The organism is [Clostridium] saccharolyticum WM1 (genome assembly GCF_000144625.1).
Classification (GTDB): Bacteria; Bacillota; Clostridia; order Lachnospirales; family Lachnospiraceae; genus Lacrimispora; species Lacrimispora saccharolytica.
Genome location: NC_014376.1, coordinates 4,070,062 through 4,095,639, shown reverse-complemented (window position 1 = coordinate 4,095,639; position 25,578 = coordinate 4,070,062). Strand labels below are relative to the sequence as shown.

Sequence of the window (25,578 nt, the reverse complement as noted above, 5' to 3'; positions counted from 1 at the left end):
ATAGAATAAAGCCGCTTCCTGACGAAAATACTGTCGGGAAGCGGCGTATTCAGGTTATAGATTCAGCCTCCTTTCCTTATCCTTTCCTAATGTTCTCATAATTGGAAGAAACAGCCTTCCAGTCTATTACATGAAAAAATGCTTTGATATAATCTGCCCTGAGATTTTTATACTTCAGGTAATAGGCGTGCTCCCAAACATCGATGCCAAGGATCGGAACAAAACCTTTGCCTTCCATAAGGGGGTTATCCTGGTTGGCACTGGCAGATAGTATGAGCCTGCCATCCCGGTTTGCCGACAGCCAGCCCCAGCCGGAACCGAACTGGCCGGCGGCCAGGCTGCTTAGCTGATTCTGAAAGTCAGTAAAGCTGCCAAAGGCCTTTTCCAGCTCATCTTTAAGAAGGCCGGTAGGTTGTCCACCTCCGTCAGGACTCATGGTGGAGAAATACAGATTATGGTTGTAGAAGCCTCCTCCATTGTTGCGGATGGCTTTTCGGAGAGCCTCGTCGGAAATGTTTTCCAGAGAGGAGAGGAGGGAGGTGATTTCCTTGTCTGCTACGCCCGCCTTCTGGGCTGCGTCATTTAAATTTTTGGTGTAAGCTGCGTGATGCTTGGAATAATGAGTTTCCATTGTGAGAGCATCGATATGGGGTTCTAATGCGTCATATGCATAGGGTAATTTTATCTGTTGAAACATAGCAGTTCTCCTTTCATTTTGAATCAAGATTGAAATAATTGTCATACTCGTAAGGTTAGTTAAAACTAACTACCTTGTGCCTTAATTGTATATCATATCTATGGCTTTGTCAATGGATTTTTTAAAATTTAATTGCAAACAACTGTAGTAATAATTCATACTGAAAGATCAATGAAAAGTTTAGATTAATACAAGGTATGAAACGAATAAAATGAAAACGATAACGGTACCTTTTCATCAGCAGTTAGGAGATTCTGATGAAAGAATCCGCAAGCTCTGTCATGCCGCAACATGGATGGCGTTTCTTCCTAATATATATGGAAACAGGACAAGGCTTTTCTGCAGATCAATTTCCCATAGGAAACAACCGGATAAGATCCGGTTCATATCTTATTACAGCGGTTCTGTATCCTGTATGATTAAATAAAAATGCCGGAGTGCGACCATTATCGCGCTCCGGCATTCGTCTTTAATCTTTTTATGGTGCAGATCACTTTCTAAAAAACGGGTATTGATGTATTTGTAAATACAGAAATTCAGGTATCTTACTTTCCGCCCTTCTTAAACCTGTCCAAGAATGTTTTCTTTTTCGGTGCCGGTGGAACGGCTTTGCCCCGAAGGCTCTTGATCTCGGTTATGTAGATACCGCTTACAACAACCTTAGCTTCTGTCTTTACCGGAAGCACCTCGAACACCTTGGCGTCAGCGATCAGTGTCATAACCTTTGGGCCAACCTTTGCCTTTACAATGGGCAGCTTTGTGCGGCGCATATACCAGGGGGTTTGTTCATACACGATCTTAGGAAGCCCTGCATCCTTTAGTTTCATTTTCTTTTTATCGATTACCAGCATGGACACGGTCTGTGCCGCAGCTTCCAATGCCTGCTGCTGTTCCACCTGACGCTTTTCCAGCCTTTTTCCAAGAAAATAAAGGACTGCCAGAGCCACGGCTGCGATAAAAAGAATCACTAATAATACGTTTAAAAATGTGCTCACCGGGAATACCTCCAATAGTTCATTTTGTAAATTGGGCCTATCTGCAATAGTATAACACATTTTCTTGGAAAATACAAGCAAAAAATGCTTGACACCTTGACAATGCCGTGATATTATGGAATGTGCACTATTGTGGATTTGTGTGCCTTAAAGGCACATTTATGCCCAAAAACAGAAACGATTAGAAAGAAAACAGGGGTGAAACGTCAATGGAGAAAAGCAGAATGCGTCCGGTCCCAGCCGGTAAGAGCCTGAGAATGAGCTTCTCAAGACAAAAAGAAGTGCTTGAGATGCCAAACCTGATTGAGATTCAGAAGAATTCCTATCAGTGGTTCCTTGATGAAGGATTAAAGGAAGTCTTTGAAGACATCTCTCCGATTGCAGACTTTGCGGGACATTTAAGTCTTGAGTTTGTCAACTTTACATTATGTAAGGATGATATCAAGTACACAATAGAAGAATGCAAGGAAAGAGATGCAACCTATGCAGCTCCTTTAAAGGTAAAGGTAAGGCTTTGCAATAAAGATAAAGATGAAATTAATGAACACGAGATCTTCATGGGTGATCTTCCGCTTATGACAGATACCGGCTCCTTCGTAATTAACGGTGCGGAGCGAGTTATTGTAAGCCAGTTGGTACGTTCCCCAGGTATATATTATGGTATTGAACACGACAAGGTAGGAAAAGAGCTTTATGCCTGTACGGTAATTCCAAACAGGGGAGCCTGGCTGGAGTATGAAACAGACTCCAATGATATTTTCTACGTGCGTGTGGATAGAACCAGAAAGGTTCCGGTAACCGTTCTGATCCGTGCCCTGGGCTTTGGCACCAACGCAGAAATTATTGAACTGTTCGGTGAGGAACCGAAATTATTAGCCAGCTTTGGTAAGGATACGTCCGATAATTACCAGGATGGCTTATTGGAGTTATATAAAAAGATCCGCCCAGGTGAACCTTTATCTGTTGATAGTGCTGAAAGTTTGTTAAATAGTATGTTCTTTGACCCCAGAAGATACGATCTTGCAAAGGTCGGAAGATATAAATTCAATAAAAAGCTTCATTTTAAAAACCGTATCACAGGTCATGTCCTTGCTGAGGATGTGGTTGATACCACAACCGGCGAAATCCTGGCAGAGGCTGGAACAACAGTAGACAAGCAGCTTGCAACCGATATTCAGAACGCGGCTGTTCCTTTTGTCTGGCTGGAAGGAGTGGAGCACAAGCAGAAGGTTCTTTCCAATTTAATGGTTGACTTATCTACCTTTGTAAGCTTTGATCCAAAGGAAGCAGGTATTACTGAGTTAGTATTCTATCCTGCCCTTGAAAAAATCCTGGCAGAAGCTGGAAGTGAGGATGAAGAGACACTTAAAAATGCCCTTCACAGAAACATAAACGAACTGATCCCCAAGCACATCACAAAGGAAGATATCCTTGCCTCCATCAATTACAACATGCACCTGGAAGAAGAAGTGGGTACGGCGGATGATATCGACCATTTAGGAAACCGTAGAATCCGCGCCGTGGGTGAACTTCTGCAGAACCAGTACCGCATCGGTCTTTCCAGAATGGAGAGAGTGGTCCGGGAGCGTATGACTACGCAGGATATGGATGGCATTACTCCGCAGTCCCTGATCAATATCAAACCTGTCACAGCAGCTGTGAAAGAGTTCTTTGGAAGCTCCCAGCTGTCACAGTTCATGGACCAGAACAACCCGCTGGCAGAGCTGACCCACAAGAGGCGTCTTTCCGCATTGGGACCTGGAGGTCTTTCCAGAGACCGTGCCGGATTCGAGGTGCGAGACGTTCACTATACCCATTATGGCCGTATGTGCCCCATTGAGACGCCGGAAGGTCCTAACATCGGTCTGATCAACTCACTTGCTACCTATGCGAGAGTCAACCAGTATGGATTTGTGGAGGCTCCTTACCGCGTGGTGGATAAGACCAATGCCCAGAATCCTGTGGTCACGGATGAGGTGGTTTACCTGACTGCTGACGAAGAAGATAATTTCGTGGTTGCCCAGGCAAATGAGCCTTTGGATGAGGATGGCCACTTTGTTCATAAGAATATTTCCGGCCGTTTCCGTGAAGAAACATCCGAGTTCCAGAGGAAAAACATTGACCTCATGGACGTTTCTCCTAAGATGGTATTTTCCGTTGCAACTGCCATGATCCCCTTCCTTGAAAACGACGATGCCAACCGTGCTCTTATGGGATCCAACATGCAGCGTCAGGCCGTGCCTCTGTTAACAACGGAGACTCCGGTAGTTGGAACCGGTATGGAATCCAAAGCGGCGGTTGACTCCGGTGTTTGCGTGGTTGCCAGAAATGCCGGTGTTGTGGAGCGTTCCGCTTCCAATGAAATCATCATTAAAAGAGACTCTGACGGCGGGAAGGATGTTTACCGCCTGACTAAATTTAAAAGAAGCAACCAGTCCAACTGCTATAACCAGAAGCCCATCGTATATAAAAACAACCATGTGGAAAAGGGAGAGGTTATTGCAGACGGTCCATCCACTCAGAACGGTGAAATCGCTCTTGGAAAGAACCCGCTCATTGGGTTTATGACCTGGGAAGGTTACAACTACGAAGATGCGGTACTCTTAAGCGAGAAGCTGGTTCAGGAGGATGTTTATACCTCTGTTCACATCGAGGAATATGAGGCAGAAGCCCGTGACACCAAGTTGGGACCGGAAGAGATCACCAGGGATGTTCCCGGGGTGGGCGAGGATGCGTTAAAGGATCTTGACGAAAGAGGAATTATAAGAATTGGTGCGGAAGTCCGTGCCGGTGATATCCTGGTGGGAAAGGTGACTCCAAAGGGAGAGACCGAGCTTACTGCAGAGGAACGGCTGCTGCGTGCCATCTTTGGTGAAAAGGCAAGAGAAGTCCGGGATACTTCTTTAAAGGTTCCCCATGGTGCCTATGGAATCATTGTGGATGCAAAAGTATTTACAAGAGAAAACGGCGATGAGCTTTCTCCGGGCGTGAACCAGACTGTCCGTATTTACATTGCCCAGAAGAGAAAGATCTCTGTCGGCGACAAAATGGCCGGACGTCACGGAAACAAGGGTGTTGTATCCCGTGTGCTCCCTGTGGAAGATATGCCGTTCCTTCCCAATGGCCGGCCTCTTGACATTGTGTTAAACCCCCTGGGCGTGCCGTCCCGTATGAACATCGGGCAGGTGCTTGAGATCCACTTGAGCCTGGCGGCAAGGGCTCTAGGATTTAACGTATCCACACCGGTATTTGACGGTGCAAACGAAATCGACATTATGGATACCCTGGATGTGGCCAACGACTATGTAAACATGGAGTGGAAAGACTTCCAGGAGAAATATAGCGAAACATTGAAGCCGGAGGTGATCCGGTACCTGGGCGATCACCTGGACCATAAGGAATTGTGGAAGGGCGTTCCTATTAACCGTGACGGTAAGGTCCGCCTCCGCGACGGACGTACCGGTGAGTTTTTTGACAGCCCGGTTACCATCGGCCACATGCATTATCTGAAGCTGCACCATCTGGTTGACGATAAGATCCATGCCCGTTCCACAGGACCATACTCTCTGGTTACCCAGCAGCCTCTCGGCGGTAAAGCCCAGTTCGGCGGACAGCGTTTCGGAGAGATGGAGGTTTGGGCCCTGGAGGCCTATGGTGCATCCTATACACTGCAGGAGATCATGACCGTGAAATCCGATGATGTGGTGGGACGTGTGAAGACTTACGAGGCCATTATTAAGGGCGATAATATTCCTGAACCGGGAATTCCGGAATCCTTTAAGGTATTGTTAAAAGAGCTTCAGTCTCTGGCACTTGACGTAAGAGTGCTGCGTGATGACAATACAGAGGTTCAGATTGCGGAAAGTACCGATTTCGAAGAAACAGATTTAAGATCCATCATCGAGGGCGACAGGCATTACCGGGAAGAGGAATCCTTAGGTGAGTTAGGTTACCAGAAGCAGGAGTTCAAGGATGATGAACTGGTAAGTGTTGATGAAGATGAGGAAGTAGACGGTGTCGACGATTCTTTTGAGGATTTCGATGACGTGGAATTTGACGATTCAGACGAAGAATAATAGAAGGGAGAACCGCTCATGCCTGAAAACAATGAAACTTACCACCCGATGACATTTGATGCCATTAAGATCGGTCTGGCATCTCCGGAGAAGATCCTGGAATGGTCCCATGGTGAAGTAAAAAAGCCTGAGACGATCAACTACAGAACTTTAAAACCGGAAAAAGACGGTCTGTTCTGTGAACGGATCTTCGGACCCAGCAAGGATTGGGAATGCCATTGTGGTAAATATAAAAAAATCCGGTACAAAGGGGTTATCTGTGACCGGTGCGGCGTTGAAGTTACAAAAGCCAGTGTCCGCAGGGAACGTATGGGTCATATCCAGCTTGCCGCTCCTGTTTCTCACATCTGGTATTTTAAGGGGATTCCCAGCCGTATGGGCCTGATCCTGGACATTTCTCCAAGGACTCTGGAAAAGGTGCTGTATTTCGCTTCCTATGTGGTGCTGGAAGCCGGCAATACGGGACTGCAGTATAAGCAGGTCTTGTCAGAGAAGGAATACCGGGAAGAAATAGAGAAATATGGCTATGGCACCTTCCGGGTAGGAATGGGTGCGGAAGCCATTCTGGAACTTTTACAATCCATTGATCTTGAAAAGGATTCTGAGGAGTTAAAGAAGGGGTTAAAGGAGGCTACAGGTCAGAAACGTGCCAGGATCATCAAGAGACTGGAAGTGGTAGAGGCATTCCGCAATTCCGGCAACTTGCCGGAGTGGATGATCATGACAGTGGTTCCGGTAATTCCCCCGGATATCCGTCCTATGGTACAGCTTGACGGCGGCCGTTTTGCTACCTCAGACTTAAATGATCTATACAGAAGAATCATAAACCGCAACAACCGCCTTGCCCGCCTGCTGGAGCTGGGCGCTCCGGACATCATTGTCCGCAATGAAAAGCGTATGCTTCAGGAAGCTGTGGATGCACTGATTGATAACGGCAGACGTGGAAGGCCGGTAACCGGACCTGGAAACCGCGCCTTAAAGTCCCTTTCCGATATGTTAAAGGGAAAACAGGGCCGTTTCCGCCAGAACCTTTTAGGGAAGCGTGTGGACTATTCCGGACGTTCCGTTATCGTAGTAGGACCAGAGCTGAAGATTTACCAGTGCGGTCTGCCCAAAGAAATGGCCATTGAGCTGTTTAAGCCTTTTGTTATGAAGGAGCTGGTTTCCAACGGAACCGCTCATAATATAAAAAATGCAAAAAAGATGGTAGAGCGTCTTCAGACTGAGGTTTGGGATGTGCTGGAGGATGTTATTAAGGAGCATCCGGTGATGTTAAACCGTGCGCCTACCCTTCACAGACTTGGTATCCAGGCATTTGAACCTATTCTGGTAGAAGGGAAAGCCATTAAGCTTCACCCCCTGGTTTGTACCGCATTCAATGCGGACTTTGACGGAGACCAGATGGCGGTTCATCTGCCTCTTTCCGTGGAAGCCCAGGCTGAATGCCGTTTCCTTCTGCTGTCACCTAACAACTTATTAAAGCCTTCTGACGGCGGGCCTGTAGCAGTACCTTCTCAGGATATGGTTCTTGGTATCTACTATCTGACTCAGGAAAGGCCTGGAGCCAAAGGGGAAGGCATGGTATTTAAGAGTGTGAATGAAGCCATTCTTGCTTACGAAAACCAGGCAGTTACCCTTCATTCCAGAATTAAAGCCAGAGTAAGTAAAAAAATGGCAGATGGAACCATAAAGACAGGTGCCGTAGAATCAACCGTAGGCCGTTTCATTTTCAATGAGATCGTTCCTCAGGATCTTGGCTTTGTAGACAGGTCTGTTCCAGGTAATGAGCTTCTGATGGAGGTTGACTTCCATGTGGGAAAGAAGCAGCTAAAGCAGATCCTTGAAAAGGTTATTAATGTTCATGGTGCGGTTCAGACTGCAGAAACCCTTGATGATATTAAGGCCATTGGTTATAAATACTCCACAAGAGCAGCTATGACCGTATCCATTTCCGACATGACCGTGCCGGAAAGCAAGCCGAAGCTGATTGCCGACGCTCAGGCAACGGTTGACCAGATTGCAAAGAACTTCCGCCGTGGTCTTATTACGGAGGAGGAGCGTTATAAAGAAGTAATCGACACATGGAAAGCGACCGATGACCAGCTGACCCATGACCTGCTGACAGGACTTGATAAATATAATAACATCTATATGATGGCTGATTCCGGAGCCCGTGGTTCTGATAAGCAGATCAAGCAGCTTGCAGGTATGCGTGGACTTATGGCCGATACTACCGGCCACACCATTGAGCTTCCTATCAAGTCCAACTTCCGAGAAGGTCTTGATGTTTTGGAGTACTTTATCTCCGCACACGGAGCCCGTAAGGGACTTTCTGATACTGCGCTGCGTACTGCCGACTCCGGTTATTTGACCAGACGTCTGGTTGACGTTTCCCAGGATCTCATTATCCGTGAGATCGATTGCTGCGAAGGCAAGGATACGCCGTTTATGGAGATTAAGGCCTTTGCAGACGGACAGGAAACCATTGAAAGCCTGCAGGAGCGTCTTACAGGACGTTTCATTGCAGAGACTATTACCGATCCGGATACAGGAGAGGTGATTGTCAAAGCCAACCACATGTGTACGCCAAAGCGTGCGGCTGCGGTCATGAACGTATTAAAGAAGCTTGGACGTGATTCTGTAAAGATCCGTACGGTTTTAACCTGCAAATCCCATCTGGGCGTGTGTGCAAAATGTTACGGAGCCAACATGGCTACCGGACAGCCGGTTCAGGTAGGCGAAGCAGTCGGTATCATTGCTGCCCAGTCCATCGGTGAACCAGGAACCCAGCTTACCATGCGTACCTTCCATACCGGCGGTGTTGCCGGCGGCGATATTACACAGGGTCTTCCCCGTGTAGAGGAGCTTTTTGAGGCGCGTAAACCAAAAGGACTTGCGATTATCGCAGAGTTCGGCGGAGTGGTGACCATTAAGGACACCAAGAAAAAGCGTGAGATCATCGTGACGGAGAACGAGACCGGAAATTCCAAGACCTATCTGATTCCTTACGGATCCAGGATCAAGGTTCAGGATGGCCAGGTGCTTGAAGCCGGTGATGAGCTGACGGAAGGTAGCGTAAACCCCCACGATATCTTAAAAATCAAGGGCGTCCGCGCCGTACAGGATTATATGATCCAGGAAGTTCAGCGTGTATACCGCTTGCAGGGTGTTGAAATCAATGATAAGCACGTTGAGATGATCGTAAGACAGATGCTTAAGAAGATCAAGATCGAGGAAAGCGGAGACAGCGATGTGCTTCCGGGAACCTCCATGGATGTTCTGGATTACAATGACTTAAATGAGGCCCTTCTTGCAGAAGGAAAGAATCCGGCGGAAGGAAAGCAGGTTATGCTTGGTATCACGAAAGCATCTCTGGCTACTGATTCCTTCTTATCCGCTGCCTCCTTCCAGGAGACCACAAAGGTTCTGACCGAAGCTGCCATCAACGGCAAGGTGGATCATTTGATCGGTTTAAAGGAGAACGTAATCATCGGGAAACCGATTCCGGCCGGTACCGGTATGAAGCGTTACCGTACCATCGGATTGAATACGGATTCTGCTTTTGAGAAAAAGGATGAGATCACCCTGTCAGAGGATGAGGAAGAGATTCTGCTGATCGATGACGGCTTTGATGAGGCGGAAGAGGTTCTGGATATTAATGATAGTGAGATAGAATAATAAATAGGAAAGAGCCCCTGACAGGATTACACTGCCAGGGGTTTTCCTGGCTCTTTGCTATTATTGTGCAGGGGGAATGGGCATCAGGCCATGACACTGAAAGCGTATGCAGATCCGGATAAAGGATTGTTTTTTAAGAAATCAGCTGCGTTTTTCCGGCATGAACTGTTTTTAATAAAAAAATCCTTGACAGAAAATTACAATATGTATATAATAATTAGGCGTGCATTAACGCGTCATGTTTTTGTGCGTAAATTAAGCTGAAGATAACAGCAACCACAGACAATATCACAGGAGGTGAATGGAATGCCAACATTTAACCAGTTAGTAAGAAAGGGTAGACAGACAAGCGCAAAGAAATCCACAGCACCAGCTCTGCAGAAGGGTTACAACTCTTTACAGAAGAAGGCGACTGATATTTCCGCTCCACAGAAGAGAGGCGTTTGCACCGCAGTAAAAACTGCCACACCTAAAAAACCTAACTCAGCACTTAGAAAGATCGCCAGAGTACGTCTTTCTAATGGTATCGAAGTAACAAGTTACATCCCAGGAGAAGGTCATAACCTTCAGGAGCATAGCGTTGTTTTAATCCGCGGCGGAAGAGTAAAAGACTTGCCAGGTACCAGATATCACATCGTAAGAGGAACCTTGGATACCGCAGGCGTAGCTAACAGAAGACAGGCTCGTTCCAAGTATGGTGCTAAGAGACCGAAAGAGAAAAAATAATTAGAACCACACATTTAAATTTCTAGTGCCGGACTTTAGATATTGAACCTGTAGGTTGCAGGGTTATATAGATAGAAACCGAGCACGAACGCAACTTGAATGTTTGTGAGTACCTAGGATCTAATGAATAGCCGATCAGTTGGTTAAGGCTGAACGGCCATATTAAGGAGGGAAGTAACGTGCCACGTAAAGGACATACTCAAAAAAGAGACGTATTAGTAGATCCGCTTTACAACAACAAGGTTGTTACAAAGCTGATCAACAACATCATGTATGATGGTAAAAAAGGTGTTGCTCAGAAGATCGTATACGGTGCATTTACCCGTGTGGAAGAAAAGACCGGCAAACCAGCCGTTGAAGTATTCGAGGAAGCGATGAACAACATCATGCCTGTACTTGAAGTAAAGGCAAAACGTATCGGCGGAGCTACCTATCAGGTGCCGATCGAAGTAAGACCGGAGAGAAGACAGACATTAGCCTTAAGATGGATTACTCTGTTCTCTCGCAAGAGAGGCGAAAAGACTCAGGAAGAAAGACTTGCTAATGAGATTATGGATGCTGCCAATAACACTGGTGCTGCTGTAAAGAAGAAAGAAGATATGCACAAGATGGCTGAGGCTAACAAGGCATTCTCTCATTACAGATTCTAATAGGAGGAAAAAGCTTTGGCTGGAAGAGAATATCCATTGGAAAGAACCAGAAATATTGGTATTATGGCCCACATCGATGCAGGTAAAACTACATTGACCGAGCGTATCCTCTATTATACTGGTGTAAACTATAAAATCGGTGATACTCATGAAGGTACTGCCACCATGGACTGGATGGCCCAGGAGCAGGAAAGAGGTATCACAATTACTTCAGCTGCCACAACCTGCCACTGGACCATGCATGAAAATAACAAAGTAAAGCCAGGCGCTCTTGAGCACCGTATCAACATCATTGATACTCCAGGACACGTTGACTTTACCGTGGAGGTTGAGCGTTCCTTACGTGTACTGGATGGCGCCGTAGGCGTATTCTGTGCAAAGGGCGGTGTAGAACCACAGTCCGAGAACGTATGGCGTCAGGCTGACACCTATAACGTACCCCGTATGGCATTCATCAACAAGATGGATATCATGGGTGCAAACTTCTATGGCGCTGTTGAACAGATTAAGACCCGTCTGGGCAAGAATGCGATCTGCATTCAGCTTCCCATCGGTGCAGAGGATGAATTCAAGGGAATCATCGATCTGTTTGAAATGAAGGCTTATATCTACAACGACGATAAAGGCGATGATGTCACCATCACGGAAGATCTTGGAGACATGAAGGATGACGCTGAGATTTATCGTGCGGAATTGGTAGAGAAAATCAGCGAGTTAGATGACGAATTAATGATGAAGTTCCTGGAAGGGGAAGAGCCTTCTGTGGAAGAATTAAAGAAAGCATTAAGAATTGCAACCTGCGAATGCAAGGCCATTCCTGTTTGCTGCGGAAGCGCATACAGAAACAAGGGCGTACAGAAGCTCCTGGATGCTGTTCTTGAATACATGCCGGCTCCTACTGACATTCCTTCGATCAAGGGTGTTGATATGGAAGGCAATGAGATCGAAAGGCATTCTTCTGATGATGAGCCGTTCGCAGCTCTGGCATTTAAGATCATGACAGACCCATTCGTTGGTAAACTGGCATTCTTCCGCGTGTATTCCGGTATTATGAATTCCGGTTCCTACGTGCTGAATGCAACCAAGGGCAAAAAAGAGCGTGTTGGCCGTATCCTTCAGATGCATGCCAATAAGAGATCTGAGCTGGACAAGGTATATTCCGGTGATATCGCTGCAGCCGTTGGTTTTAAATTAACAACAACAGGTGATACGATTTGTGATGAGCAGCACCCAGTAATTCTGGAATCCATGGAATTCCCAGAGCCGGTTATCGATATCGCTATCGAGCCAAAGACCAAAGCTGGTCAGGGCAAGATGGGCGAGGCTTTAGCAAAGCTTGCAGAAGAAGATCCTACCTTCCGTGCAAAGACCAACCAGGAAACTGGCCAGGTTATCATTTCCGGTATGGGAGAGCTTCATCTGGAGATCATCGTAGACCGTCTGCTGCGTGAGTTTAACGTAGAAGCTAACGTTGGCGCTCCTCAGGTTGCTTACAAAGAAACCTTTACAAAGACCGTTGAAGTTGACAGCAAGTATGCAAAGCAGTCCGGCGGACGTGGCCAGTACGGACACTGTAAGGTTCGCTTTGAGCCGATGGATGCCAATGGCGAAGAGCTGTTTAAGTTTGAGTCTGCTGTTGTCGGCGGTGCGATTCCTAAGGAATACATTCCGGCAGTCGGAGAAGGTATTGAAGAAGCTACCAAGTCCGGTATTCTGGGCGGTTTCCCGGTGGTTGGTGTAAAGGCTACCGTATACGATGGTTCCTACCATGAAGTCGATTCCAGTGAAATGGCATTCCATATCGCAGGTTCCATGGCGTTTAAGGATGCCATGAACAAGGGCGGTTCCATTCTCCTTGAGCCGATCATGAAGGTAGAAGTAACCATGCCGGAAGAATATATGGGCGACGTCATCGGGGATATCAATTCCCGCCGCGGCCGTATTGAAGGTATGGATGATATCGGCGGAGGCAAGATGGTGAAAGCGTTCGTACCGCTTTCAGAGATGTTCGGCTATTCCACAGATTTACGTTCCAGGACACAGGGACGCGGTAACTACTCCATGTTCTTTGAAAAATATGAGCAGGTGCCAAAGAATGTACAGGAAAAGGTTCTTACAGATAAAAAGGGCAAATAATTCCTAACAGGTTCCACTGGGTTCCCGGCGGTGATCACTGCCTGGAATCCGTCAAATAGGCTTGAAAATAGTGCACAAATAGCATATAATAAAAAACAGCCTAACATAAAAATGAAAGCTCAAAAAGAGCATAAATTAAGGAGGACGTTATAAAATGGCTAAAGCTAAGTTTGAAAGAAACAAAACCCATTGTAACATTGGTACCATCGGTCACGTTGACCACGGCAAAACTACTTTAACAGCTGCTATCACAAAGACTCTTCATGAAAGATTAGGTACTGGACAGGCAGTAGCTTTCGAGAATATCGATAAGGCTCCGGAAGAGAGAGAGCGTGGTATCACCATTTCTACTTCCCACGTTGAGTATGAGACAGAGAAGAGACACTATGCACACGTTGACTGCCCAGGACATGCTGACTACGTTAAGAACATGATCACTGGTGCTGCACAGATGGATGGCGCTATCTTAGTTGTAGCTGCTACCGATGGTGTTATGGCTCAGACAAGAGAGCACATCCTGCTTTCCCGTCAGGTAGGCGTTCCTTACATCGTTGTATTCATGAACAAGTGCGATATGGTTGACGATGCAGAATTACTTGAATTAGTAGATATGGAAATCCGTGAGCTGTTAAACGAGTATGAATTCCCAGGCGATGATACACCAATCATCCAGGGTTCTGCTTTAAAGGCTCTTGAAGATCCTTCCAGCTCTTGGGGCGACAAGGTTCTTGAATTAATGGCAGCAGTAGATGAGTGGATTCCGGATCCTGTACGTGAAACAGATAAGCCATTCTTAATGCCAATCGAGGACGTTTTCTCTATCACAGGCCGTGGTACTGTTGCTACCGGTAGAGTAGAGCGCGGTACTTTACACGTATCTGATGAAGTTGAAATCGTTGGTATTCATGAAGAAACACGTAAGGTTGTTGTAACCGGTATCGAAATGTTCCGTAAGCTGCTTGACGAAGCTCAGGCTGGTGATAACATCGGTGCATTACTTCGTGGTGTTCAGAGAACTGAAATCGAAAGAGGACAGTGTCTGGTTAAGCCAGGTTCTGTAAAGTGCCACAAGAAGTTTACCGCACAGGTTTACGTTTTAACAAAAGATGAAGGCGGACGTCATACTCCTTTCTTCAACAACTACAGACCTCAGTTCTATTTCAGAACAACTGACGTTACCGGCGTTTGCGATTTACCAGCTGGCACAGAAATGTGTATGCCTGGCGATAACGTAGAAATGTCTGTTGAGCTGATTCATCCAGTAGCTATGGAGCAGGGTCTTCGTTTCGCAATCCGTGAAGGCGGCCGTACCGTTGGTTCAGGCAGAGTTGTTACTATCGTTGAATAATTAAAAATGAAAGCCGGGTCCTTTGTTTACAAAGGGTTCGGCTTTTTTGACTGTCAATCCTGTTATACGGAAACATTCCGGTCAATCCCTTATGCATGGTTCTTCCTTTTTTTTATTCTCATATCGCCTATCTGCCAAACAAAATCCTGATTATGTTCAAATATGGCATACACCCCATACCTTTTTTACCTGTCAAGAAGTATGAAGGAAAGTCCCCCATCAGGCGTAGCATCACAAGGAATTGGTATTGTCATAAATTGTCTGTTGTTGGTAGGGCTGCTTTGTGGTACCATTAATTTATTCTGAATAGAGAGAAAGAGGAATGTTTACGTGATAAAAGAACGGCTGCGAAATTGGTGTAAAACTGCAGGGATTTTTACAAACACTGCCATCATGCTTTTGATTCCCTGCACATCTTATATTCTGTTTGAGTATGTGACCGGTAATCTGCACGCAATCTCCCTGTTTATGGCTGTTTTAAATATAGGCTGGATCTACTTATTGTATCTTGCAGTTTTTGCAGTCAGCGGAAGCACCAGGATCGGGATCCCGCTCACTGCGGTATTTCTTTACATTGTTTCTGTGGCTGAATTTCTGGTTGCAGGCTTTCGGGGAAGACCCATCATGATCTGGGACGTTTTGGCACTGGGGACCGCCATAAGCGTAGCAGGAAATTATGAATTTGTCATAACAGAAGAAATGTATTTCGCCTTTCTGGGAGTTCAGGCCATCTGTCTTTTTGCCCTGGTGTTTCCTAAAAAGGTAAGGGGAAGAAAGAAGCGGCTGACCTTTGCCGGGGGAAGTGCCGGAGTGGTGTTCGGCTTTTGTTTGTGGTTTTATACAAGTCTGATTCCTCATATGGGTCTGGAAATAAACATGTGGGAAGTAAGCGAGACTTATAAAGAATATGGATATGTCCTATCAACGGCTGTTTCCCTTAATTATGCGATACAGAAAAAGCCAAAAGGATACAGCTTTTCAAAGGTAAAAGAGATTTATGACTCTGTGCAGGAGGAGAACCAGGTTCTGCTGGCTTCGGCAGGAGACGTGGACGTAGAGAGCGAAGAGCGCATAACACCGGTTAATATCATATGCATTATGAATGAGAGCTTTTCTGATTTAAAAGTAGCTGGAAACTTTGAAACGAATCAGGAGTACTTTCCTTTTTTAAACAGGCGAAAGGAAAATACGGTAAAGGGGAGTCTGTGCGTACCCGTATTCGGCTCTTTGACCAGCAATTCTGAGTTTGAATTTCTTACAGGAGATTCCATAGCTCTGCTGCCGGCCAACAGCATTGCCTACCAGTTTCATATCAAACCCAATACATACAGTCTTGTTCGTACGCTAAAATCCCAGGGCTATGAGACTGTTGCCATGCATCCATACCCAAGAGAGAATTGGAACCGTCAGGAGTGTTACCGGAACATGGGAATGGATGAATTTCTTGCTATAGAAGATTACGAAGACAGTGAGCAGCTTAGAAACTATGTCAGTGACCGGGCCGATTACGAAAAACTGATAGAAAGGGTGGAAGCCAAGGATGATCCGGAGGACAGACTTTTTCTTTTTAATGTGACCATGCAGAACCATGGAGGTTATGAGTCTCTGTATGATAATTTTGACCAGGAAGTATGGCTGACCGGGGAGCTGAAAGGAAAATATCCAAAAGCTGACCAGTATTTATCTCTTATGAAACGGTCGGATGAAGCCCTGGAATATTTGATCTCGTATTTTGAACAAAAACAGGAACCTACCATGATCGTTTTTTTTGGGGATCATCAGCCCAGTGTGGAAGATGAGTTTTTTGATGATATATCAGGGAAGCCCAGCAGCTTAGTGGAGAATAAAGACCGGTTGATGTGGTATGAGACCCCGTTTTTCATCTGGACAAATTATGAAACCCAAGGAGAGGAAAAAGGGAAAATGGGAGCCATTTACTTATCCTCAGAAGTGTTGAAAAGGGCCGGGGTCCGTATGACGCCTTACCAGCAGTTTCTCCTGACAATGGAAGAGACCTTTCCAGTGGTGCATCCCATTGGGTGTTACAGCAAGGAAGGAACCTATTATTCCTGGGAAGCCTTAAGAGAACCTGGAAACCCGTACAGTGACTTGATCATGAACTATGAATATCTGGTTTATAACCATATTTTTGATAGAAAAAAACTTAAGGAGATGTTTTCCCTGGAAGCCGGCGATTAGATCCAGATGGAGAGCCACCGGGAAAAATCCTGCAAAAAGGCGGATGAGGCATGAGATGAATGCCGGTATCCGTCTTTTTGTATGGAAAAAAACACTGGTGGAGAAACAATTATGATAACAAGGCTCTCCGGTGCGGAGCCATTATAATTAAGGATATCCTCCGGTAATATACCCTGGATTCCGTACCGGCTCAGACCGTGGGTCTTTGGTCCTTAAGGTTTTTTTACGAATACGTAATAAAAACGTTATTGTAAAATGTGGGAAAATTGGTTATCATTGTATAGAATCTGATTAAGACAACATGGAGGGATGCGAAAATGAAGGAAAGAAAAATAAGCAGGGCAGTGTTCGGACTTTTTACCGCTGCATTTTTATGCTGTGCCTCTGCTTTTGTTTCACTGGCGGAAGCAGACGCAGCCAAAATTCAGGCGACGATTCAGTCCTGCCTGATCAATTCTGATAAAAACAGCGTGACGGTTCAAGCTGACAGCAACGCAGATATGACGGGAACGGATGGCGTACTCTATCTGGTAGAGCTGCAGCCTTACCAGAACAATCTGGCTGGCAGAACCGATTATGCGGCTTCGTCGGCACCGGGAAACAAGGTTACCTTTACGTTTCCATTGAACCGCAATACGGCTCAGGACAGACTTTACAGCAAATTCGTTATTGCCGTATGGGATGGAACAAAATATATTGAAATCAGCAAACCTCATTATATTACAAACCCGGAAATGGTTGCGGCCAATATCCAGCCATTTAATGACCCGCTTACCAAGAAGGGCTTGAATATCCAGCTTAACATGCTTGGAGATGCCTTTGAGTTAGGGGTAAAGCACGTTGCTACCAATATCTCTTTCCATCAGATCCTGGGTCAGGGAATTGATTACCAGTTTGATGGAAAGACCTATCATTTTGATAAGAATGCCATTAATAGTTATGATGAGACCATCAGCGCTTTGTCCGGCAAGGGTATGACGGTAACTGCCATTGTTTTAAATGGCTGGAATGACGCTGCCCCCAACCTGATCTATCCCGGAACCAAGAAAAATGCCAATGCATTTTACTATATGTTCAATCCGGCGACCCAGGAGGGGCTGGACCAGACAAGAGCCATTGCTTCCTTTCTGGCAGAGCGGTATAACGGTTCCAATCCAAACCATGGAAAGATCTCCAACTGGATCATTGGAAATGAGATCAATAACCAGCAGTGGAATTATATGGGACCCAAGGATATTCACAGCTACGTGCAGGCGTATCAGGATGCCTTCCGGATCTTCTACACAGCCATTAAGAGCACCAGCGCCAATGACAGGGTATATTACTCCCTTGATTATAACTGGAACAACGAAATCGATCATAAGCTGAAATACGGCGGCAAAGCGATCGTAGATACCTTTAATTCCATTGCCAACGAGCAGGGGCAGATGGATTGGGGTTTATCCTACCATCCTTATCCCTGCCCCATGATCGAGCCGGAGTTCTGGGATGATGACCAGACCGGATTAATTACCAATGATTTTAACTCACCGGTTATTAACTTTAAGAATCTTACCACCCTGACGGATTATATGGCTCAGGATCCTTTAAAATCCCCTGCCGGCCATGTGCGCCACATCATACTCACAGAGCAGGGCTTTACGGCAACCAGCCACACCAGAGGCAATGTAGCTCAGATTCAGGCTGCTGCTTATGCTTATTCCTATTACATGGTGGACAGCAATCCTTATATTGATGCTTATATTTTAAGCCGCCAGGTGGATGCCCCTTTAGAGGTGCGGAGCGGCTTATCCTTTGGACTTTGGGAATGTGCCATGGACAGGGGAGATGACATTGTAGCCACAAAGCGCCGTAAGATCTGGCAGGTATTCCGGGATATTGATAAAAAGAAATACACTCTGGAATCATCGGAGTTTGCAAAATCCATCATAGGAATTGGGAAATGGTCTGATGTCATTCCCAACTTCCGGTGGAGGGCATTGGAGAACTAATATTTGAATTACTGGGTTATGAAAGCATTTAGACCGCCTTTAAATTTTTTAAAGGCGGTTTTTTCTATTCAAATGGCAAGGCAATATAATATTTCTGAAGTTCTTGAACAAAGGGATTTTTTCTGGTAAAGTATCATATAATGAAAATAAGTTTCATAAACCATCAACTATATTGAAAAAATGATACAACAAAGCTAGAATACAAATAGGTAAAAAATTTGTAATATTTCTTCTGGCTTTAAAGAAAGGAGAAGAAATAAATGAAAGGTTTACTTGTAAGGATTGACAGTTATATCCAAAATGCGGGAGAAGCGGAAAAAGAACTGATTAAAAGATTGCATAAAAATCCCGAATCGGTCCTCAGAAAGAGTATTAAGGAGATTGCCAAAGAGACCTATACGTCCCCGGCAACGGTTGTGAGACTCTGTAAAAAGCTGGGCTGCAAGGGGTATAAGGACTTTCAGAATACCCTGGCTTATGAAGTAGCCTTATTCCAGGAGAGCAGAGAGATCGCGTTTCAGAAGATCACCAGGGAAGATTCCATGGAGGATATTATTTATAAGGTTACAAAGAAGAATATCGAATCCCTGGAAACCACCCAGAAGCTTATTGAACCAAAGGTGGTGACGGAGTGCGTCAAGCTTCTGGAAAGCAGCAGAAGTGTGACCCTATTTGGTCTGGGAACCTCCCTTCTGGCGGCAAGAGACTTGTATCTAAAGCTTCTTCGGGCAGATGTGATATGCAATGTATGCGATGACTGGCATACTCAGCTTTTGGCTGCCAGAAATCTAAGAAGAGATGACCTGGCCATTGCCATCAGCTATTCAGGACTTACAGAAGAAATTCTTCAATGTGTAAAGGAAGCTAAGGGAAACGGGGCAAAGGTGATCGCCATCACCAGAGCCGTGGAATCGGAGCTGGCTTTGGAAGCGGATTTTGTCCTGCCTGTGGCGGCAACGGAGCTGATCCACCGAAGCGGTGCCATGTCCTCCCGCATCTCACAATTAAATGTAATAGACATTTTTTTTACTGCTTATGTAAATCGAAATTATGAGACCTGTATCAACAAGTTTTCGAAAAACTACATACAGAAGAAAGGAAGTACAGAGCATGATTGATTTGTCAGTGCTGACAACAGAATCCCGGAATCCAGAAACCATGAATCTGGATGTAATGACGCCGCTTGAAATTGCGGCTGTTATGAACCGGGAAGATGAAAATGCCGTAAAAGCCGTAGAGGATGTGCTCCCTAAAGTTGCCACAGCCATAGAATGGGCAACGGACAGCCTGAAAGCTGGAGGCCGTATCATCTACATTGGTGCCGGGACATCCGGGCGTCTGGGAGTGCTGGATGCCGTGGAATGCCCGCCTACCTTCGGCGTTTCCAGGGAGCTGGTGGTCGGCTTGATCGCAGGCGGAGACAAAGCCTTTGTAGAGGCAGTTGAAGGAGCTGAGGACAGTGAGACCTTATGTGAGGAGGAATTAAAAGAGATCGGCCTTACCTCAAGGGATATTGTCATCGGCCTGGCAGCATCAGGCAGAACGCCTTATGTGATTTATGGCCTTGCTTATGCAAATAAAACAGGCTGCCATACCGTAGCCATTGCATGCAATAAAGATTCTGATATCGGAAAAACAGCAGAGCTTGCCATTGAACCGGTGACCGGACCTGAGGTATTAACAGGCTCCACCAGATTGAAGGCGGGAACCGCACAAAAGATGATCCTCAATATGATTTCAACGGGAAGCATGGTTGGAATCGGGAAAGCCTATGAAAACCTGATGGTGGATGTGAAGCAGAGCAATGAAAAGCTTGTGGTAAGATCCCAGAATATACTGATGACCGCCACCGGATGCAGCAGGGAAGAGGCGGAAAAGGTATTAAAGCAGGCAGAGGGGCATGTGAAAACAGCCGTTGCCATGATTTTGCTGGACTGCGGCCCGGAGGAAGCAAGACAAAAGCTATCACAAGCCGGAGGGAAGATCCGAGAGGCTTTGAAATAAAGAGAAAGGAGTTTTGGGTTCTTTTCAAGTAACTTAATTCTATTTTTAAAGGAGGAATATCGTGAATTACAAGCAAATCAGTGAACAATTATTAACGCTGCTTGGGGGAAAAGCGAACATAACTTCCAATGCTGCCTGCATGACAAGGCTTCGTGTCGGCTTAAGGGATATATCCAAGGCTGATATAGAAGGTGTAAAAAAGGTAGAGGGAGTTCTTGGAGTGGTGGAAAGCGACACGCTCCAGATTGTATTTGGTCCGGGAAAAGTAAATAAGGTATTGGACGAATTTTACAAGCTCACAGGTCTTGCAAAGGGCCAGGCGGAAAATGGCACAGACCAGGACATCAATGATGTCGCAAAGGAAAACAAGGCACTTCAAAAGGCGAAATATGATAAGCCGGTCCAGAGGTTTTTAAAAAAGATTTCCAACATTTTCGTCGCTCTGCTTCCCGGCATCATTGCAGCAGGATTGATCAACGGTATCTGCAATGTCATCAATGTTTCTACCGGAGGGGCATTTTTGGGAGTATGGTGGTATCAATGCATCCGGACCATGGGCTGGGCACTGTTTGCTTATCTGCCTATCCTGGTTGGTTATAATGCGGCAAAAGAATTCGGAGGTTCCGGTGTTCTTGGTGCCATTGCAGGCGCCATGTCCATTGCAAACCCTGGAATGCCTCTTCTCGCCACGGTAAAGGATGCGCAGATTCTCCTTCCTATTACCAATACGGTATTTAACCCGGCTTCCGGGGGCCTTTTAGCCGCTCTGATTGCAGGTGCGTTTTTTGCCTTCCTCGAAAAAAATATCAGAAAACGTATGCCAGATTTAATTGATACGTTTATAAGTCCTTTGTTGGTGCTTATTATCGGAGGTATTGTTGCACTGCTTGTCATTCAGCCTTTGGGCGCAGGCCTGACAAAGGTGATCTTTGCGGTATTAAGCTTTGTGTATGAAAAAATGGGCGTTGTGGGAGGATATATTTTATCCGCAGGCTTCCTTCCTTTGGTTGCGGTTGGCCTGCACCAGGCGCTGACCCCCATTCATGCCCTGTTAAATGATCCGGCGGGTGCAACGAAAGGAATCAACTATCTCCTTCCCATTCTTATGATGGCAGGCGGCGGACAGGTTGGTGCTGGAATCGCGCTGTATGTAAAAACAAATAACACAAAATTAAAGAGATATATTCGGGATTCGATTCCAGTAGGTATTCTGGGAATCGGAGAGCCCATGATGTATGCTGTGACACTGCCTCTTGGCAGATCCTTTATTACCGCTTGTATTGGTGCAGGATTTGGAGGAGCAGTTGCGGCCCTCATGCACCTTGGCACCGTATCCCAGGGAGTATCCGGATTGTTTGGCTTATTGATTGTTCAGCCGGGGCAGCAGCTTGGCTACATAATTTCCATGCTCATTGCTTATGCAGGCGGCTTCCTGGTGACTTATTTCTTCGGGGTAGATGAAGACAGAATCAACGAGGTATATGGAGAATAAATGAATACAGGAATTTCGATCTATTTTTCAAACGGAATGGAAAAAAATGAACGCTTTATAAAAAAAGCCATTAAGAACGGAGTGAAGTATGCTTTTACTTCACTCCACATTCCGGAGGAAACAGGAGTGGATTACCGTTCGGATGTAAAAAAGCTTCTGACCCTATGCAGGGATGGCGGGCTGAACCTCATTGTTGATGTTGGCCCTGAAACCCTGGAAAAGCTTGGAACAGACAACATCTTTGAGTTAAAGGAACTTGGGATCACTCATGTACGTCTTGATTACGGCTTTGACGCCAAAGAGACGGTGAAGATCTCCCAAGATTTTTATGTGGTGTTTAATGCTTCCACCATTTTAGAGGAAGAGCTTTTGGAGTGGAAACGGTATGGGGCTGATTTCACCAGATTTGCAGCATGCCATAACTTTTATCCCAAGGAGTTCACTGCCCTGTCCCTTAAGAGGACCAAGGAAATGAATCAGAGGTTAAAATATCTTGGTTTCACTACCATGGCCTTTGTGCCTGGAAATCTGGAGCTGAGAGGCCCTTTGTTTGAAGGGCTTCCAACCGTGGAGGAGCACAGGAAAAGGAAAGACCAGGTGCTGTTAAACATGCTGGAGCTTTATTATAAAGGCTCCTGTGATGTGGTTCTGATCGGTGATGTGGATGTGGAAGAAAAGGATTGGAAGGATATCCAATGCTTAAGCCGCGGTTATGTGGAGCTAAAGGCAGACATACTCCCTGCCTATGAATTTGTCCGGGACATCATTCATCACGACAGGCCGGACTCCAGCGAGTATGTCATCCGTTCTCAGGAATCAAGACAGTATAAGCAGGAAGTCAAGGCTCAAAAGGCAGATCTGCCACAGGTGAGAAAACAGGGAAGTATTTGTATTTCCAATGAAAATTACTTAAGGTATATGGGAGAGCTTGAAATTTCCAGAGTTGATTTGCCTGGAGAGAACAGGGTGAATCTCATAGGGCAGATTCTGGATACTCATTTAAAATATTTGCCATATATCCAAAAGGGACTTGGTGTGAAGTTGGTTTAATTCTTTCCTTATGTTGCAGAGTCTTCTTATGGCTGCAGTAAAAGGGATTAAAACAACATAAGAATGTCATAATCAAAAGGTCTGTAACCATGGGTTTCCCAATGGATACAGACCTTTTGATGATTTTGATGATTTTAATCAGCCAGCACAAATCAATCGTTTAGTAGTATTTCCATATTCTCCATTGGGGCTGACGTTTCACTTTTACTGCCAGGTCAGGGCCCCATAAGCATCTAAAAGGCCTCCGCTGACCATCTTTCCTGTAAGGGGATCCAGCTTTCTGCTGGAATTTAAGAGAATATTTTTTACATCAGCCAGAGAAATGTCCGGCCGGTAGGAATAGAGCATGGCGGCCACGCCTGTTACCATGGGTGCTGCCATGGAAGTCCCGCTCATAAAACCGTAGGCGTTTCCCGGAACGGTACTTAATATGTAGCTGCCAGGAGCTGCAATGTCTACACTGCTTGCTCCGTAGTTGGAATCTTTGCTTAAGCTTCCGTCAAACAGAAGGTTTGCTACGGAAATTATGTTGTCATAGGGGAGGGAAGCCGGGTAAACCGGGTAGATATCGGTATCATATCCAAGCCCGGAGACTCCGCCGTTTCCGCAGGAGACCACAAACAGCATGCTGGAGTTTTTCATGGTCCGGGCAAGCTCTTCGCTGTAGGCTGTGGTTCCCATGCTTAAATTGCAGATGGAAGCGCCGTGAGCCTCGGCGTAATGGATGGCCTGAATCACCGCTTCCGGAGATCCCAGCCCATTTTCCCCTCCCAGGGATTTTAAGGGCATGATTTTTACGTAGTTGTTATCTGTGATCCCGGCAATGCCGTAGGCCCCCCGGGAGGCACTGATGGTTCCTGCTGCATGGGTTCCATGGCTGTCCTCACCGCCGGTAAAGACCTGGTTGTTACCGCTATAGAAATTCCAGCCATGAATGTCATCCACATATCCGTCCCCGTCATTATCAATGCCATCTCCGTCAACCTCACCGGGATTGGTCCAGATGGCATTTTTAAGCTCCTGGTGATTGATATCAATGCCGGTGTCGATGATGGCAACAATGACGGAGCGTTTGCTCTCTGCCTGGTCATAAAGCTTCCATGCAGGCTGAATGTTAATATCAATTCCTGTGACAGCACCGATCACTGTGGATTCATAGTCTCCCGGGCCGGGCTTTATCCCGCCGGAATTTGATTTCCGCCTATCGTAAATATTGTCAATGGACTGAAATTTGGATGTCAGTTCAACAAGGCGGAACTCCCCGTCATTCTTTAATCCCCACTGGTAGGTGGAAAATTCATCTGAAGGAGACAGGTTTATAAGGCCGGGGCCAAGGGCCAGAGCATGCAGTTCTTGTCCGCTGTCGGAAGAATATGCCTGAAGTGCGCTGTGATAGGTCTTATCAGAGCCTTTTTCGGAAGCAGGATTCATATAGGGCAGACCTGCAAGAAAAAGGGTAAGGACCAGACAGGCAGCGCAAATTATTTTTTTCATAGTTTCTATCTCCTTATATATGGAACAATTATTGAAATTGTTCCTATTATATCAAAGTGCCGGCTCACTGGCTAGTCCTGCACTTAAATACACTTCTTTTAATCCTTCATTTCCTTCTTTCTTTCCTTCTTTTTAGCAATTCCTAAATGGGAGGAACCTCAAGAAGCGCAGCAAAAGCTTGTCCCGATCTGTTTTTGGGGCAGGACCGGATAGGATGCATTGCTTAAGCATTATATCATAACCCTACGCCATATGATTGAAAAATATGTGAAAATTATTTTAATATTTTTCCAGATAAAAAATGCCCGGCCAAAGCCGGGCATAGTCTGCTGTTATTCAACGGATTCCTGTGGATTTATTCCAATCTCTGATTCTGCGGCCCTATCTGCTTCCCTTCTGGCAAGCTCTGCATTGGCTTGGGCCTGTGTGATGGTTCCGGCTTCTACCAGCTTCTGGATCTCTTCCTCAGTCAGAGTGGAGAGATTTTCGCTGCTGTCTCCGCTCTCTGATCCCTTAACCTGGGAAGAGGGCTTTATAGAAGGCGCAGGTTTGTTGGCAGAAACTCCCTGGCTTTCCTGGAAGGCTCTGCCTTCGCTGCTGATCTCAATGGTATCCATGCGGTCCGAGCTCACGGCACGGGTCTCCTGGGTCTGCCCATGGATTTCGTTTTCGATTGCTTCAATCTGAGCGGCTTCTGCAGCGCCTGTTTTCCCAGCAGCTGTCTGTGCTTTTTCCTTCTGGGCCTGAAGGAGCTGCCATTCTTCATAGGATGATGGATTTGAAATTTCTGAGATTCCCATGATTGTTCCTCCTTTGTAATTAAGCGACGGGCATTTGTTAATGCCGGATTCCTTTCTCACCATTCAACCGTATCGGAATCCTTTTCGATCACTGAAAAAGTGTAACATTGATATAATGAAATATAAGAAGAGAATAGCACTGCTTACTGAAATTAGTCTGAAAGAAGTCAGAAAATACCCTCTGCCAGGAAATTCCGCCACAGTTTTTTTGGGGTAGTTGCCATTTTGGACATCAAATGATA

General features: G+C 45.8%; 16 protein-coding genes. 12 read left to right on the top strand and 4 right to left on the bottom strand.

Features of this window, described 5'->3' with window-relative positions; genetic code table 11:
- Window positions 1-76 precede the first annotated feature (76 nt).
- Together CLOSA_RS19055 and CLOSA_RS19050 are read right to left on the bottom strand one after the other, a co-directional pair.
- Window positions 77-697 (bottom strand): superoxide dismutase, encoded by a 621-nt coding sequence (locus CLOSA_RS19055; RefSeq protein ID WP_013274360.1) that lies wholly within the window; start codon window positions 695-697, stop codon window positions 77-79.
- 545 nt (window positions 698-1,242) lie between these two features.
- A complete protein-coding gene (locus tag CLOSA_RS19050; protein WP_013274359.1) occupies window positions 1,243-1,692 on the bottom strand; it encodes a hypothetical protein in 450 nt (149 codons plus the stop codon).
- A gap of 209 nt (window positions 1,693-1,901) precedes the next feature.
- On the opposite strand from CLOSA_RS19050, the gene rpoB reads away from it, so the two are divergent.
- From rpoB to CLOSA_RS18990, 12 genes are all read left to right on the top strand, one after another.
- Window positions 1,902-5,768, top strand: coding sequence for a DNA-directed RNA polymerase subunit beta (gene rpoB, locus CLOSA_RS19045; protein WP_204593006.1), 3,867 nt, complete (start codon window positions 1,902-1,904; stop codon window positions 5,766-5,768).
- An 18-nt stretch (window positions 5,769-5,786) separates the two neighbouring features.
- Complete coding sequence (gene rpoC / locus CLOSA_RS19040; protein WP_013274357.1) at window positions 5,787-9,446, top strand: DNA-directed RNA polymerase subunit beta'; 3,660 nt, start codon at window positions 5,787-5,789, stop codon at window positions 9,444-9,446.
- Between the two features lie 306 nt (window positions 9,447-9,752).
- The gene (gene rpsL / locus CLOSA_RS19035; RefSeq protein WP_013274356.1) at window positions 9,753-10,172 is read left to right on the top strand and encodes a 30S ribosomal protein S12; all 420 of its coding nucleotides are present in this window, start codon (window positions 9,753-9,755) and stop codon (window positions 10,170-10,172) included.
- Between the two features lie 179 nt (window positions 10,173-10,351).
- Entirely contained in the window at window positions 10,352-10,822 is a 471-nt protein-coding gene (gene rpsG / locus CLOSA_RS19030; RefSeq protein ID WP_013274355.1) for a 30S ribosomal protein S7, read from the top strand.
- Window positions 10,823-10,837: 15 nt separating this feature from the next.
- On the top strand, window positions 10,838-12,958 hold the full coding sequence (fusA, locus tag CLOSA_RS19025) for an elongation factor G (protein WP_013274354.1): 2,121 nt from the start codon (window positions 10,838-10,840) through the stop codon (window positions 12,956-12,958).
- Window positions 12,959-13,112: 154 nt separating this feature from the next.
- Window positions 13,113-14,306: an elongation factor Tu gene (gene tuf / locus CLOSA_RS19020; RefSeq protein ID WP_013274353.1), complete on the top strand. Its 1,194-nt coding sequence runs from the start codon at window positions 13,113-13,115 to the stop codon at window positions 14,304-14,306.
- Between the two features lie 330 nt (window positions 14,307-14,636).
- Window positions 14,637-16,505 carry an LTA synthase family protein gene (locus CLOSA_RS19015; protein ID WP_013274352.1) on the top strand — a complete coding sequence of 623 codons (1,869 nt, stop codon included), beginning with the start codon at window positions 14,637-14,639 and terminating at the stop codon, window positions 16,503-16,505.
- Window positions 16,506-16,822: 317 nt separating this feature from the next.
- Window positions 16,823-18,496 (top strand): DUF5722 domain-containing protein, encoded by a 1,674-nt coding sequence (locus tag CLOSA_RS19010; RefSeq protein WP_013274351.1) that lies wholly within the window; start codon window positions 16,823-16,825, stop codon window positions 18,494-18,496.
- 260 nt (window positions 18,497-18,756) lie between these two features.
- A complete protein-coding gene (locus CLOSA_RS19005) occupies window positions 18,757-19,614 on the top strand; it encodes a MurR/RpiR family transcriptional regulator (protein WP_013274350.1) in 858 nt (285 codons plus the stop codon).
- Window positions 19,607-20,500 carry an N-acetylmuramic acid 6-phosphate etherase gene (gene murQ, locus CLOSA_RS19000; RefSeq protein WP_013274349.1) on the top strand — a complete coding sequence of 298 codons (894 nt, stop codon included), beginning with the start codon at window positions 19,607-19,609 and terminating at the stop codon, window positions 20,498-20,500. The genes CLOSA_RS19005 and murQ overlap by 8 nt, the downstream gene beginning before the upstream one ends.
- Before the next feature lie 61 nt (window positions 20,501-20,561).
- Window positions 20,562-21,992 carry a PTS transporter subunit EIIC gene (locus tag CLOSA_RS18995; RefSeq protein ID WP_013274348.1) on the top strand — a complete coding sequence of 477 codons (1,431 nt, stop codon included), beginning with the start codon at window positions 20,562-20,564 and terminating at the stop codon, window positions 21,990-21,992.
- Complete coding sequence (locus CLOSA_RS18990; RefSeq protein WP_013274347.1) at window positions 21,993-23,042, top strand: MupG family TIM beta-alpha barrel fold protein; 1,050 nt, start codon at window positions 21,993-21,995, stop codon at window positions 23,040-23,042.
- 204 nt (window positions 23,043-23,246) lie between these two features.
- On the opposite strand, the gene CLOSA_RS18985 is transcribed toward CLOSA_RS18990, so the two are convergent.
- Together CLOSA_RS18985 and CLOSA_RS18980 are read right to left on the bottom strand one after the other, a co-directional pair.
- Window positions 23,247-24,536: a S8 family peptidase gene (locus CLOSA_RS18985; RefSeq protein WP_013274346.1), complete on the bottom strand. Its 1,290-nt coding sequence runs from the start codon at window positions 24,534-24,536 to the stop codon at window positions 23,247-23,249.
- Window positions 24,537-24,868: 332 nt separating this feature from the next.
- A complete protein-coding gene (locus CLOSA_RS18980) occupies window positions 24,869-25,336 on the bottom strand; it encodes a hypothetical protein (protein ID WP_013274345.1) in 468 nt (155 codons plus the stop codon).
- Window positions 25,337-25,578 lie beyond the last annotated feature (242 nt).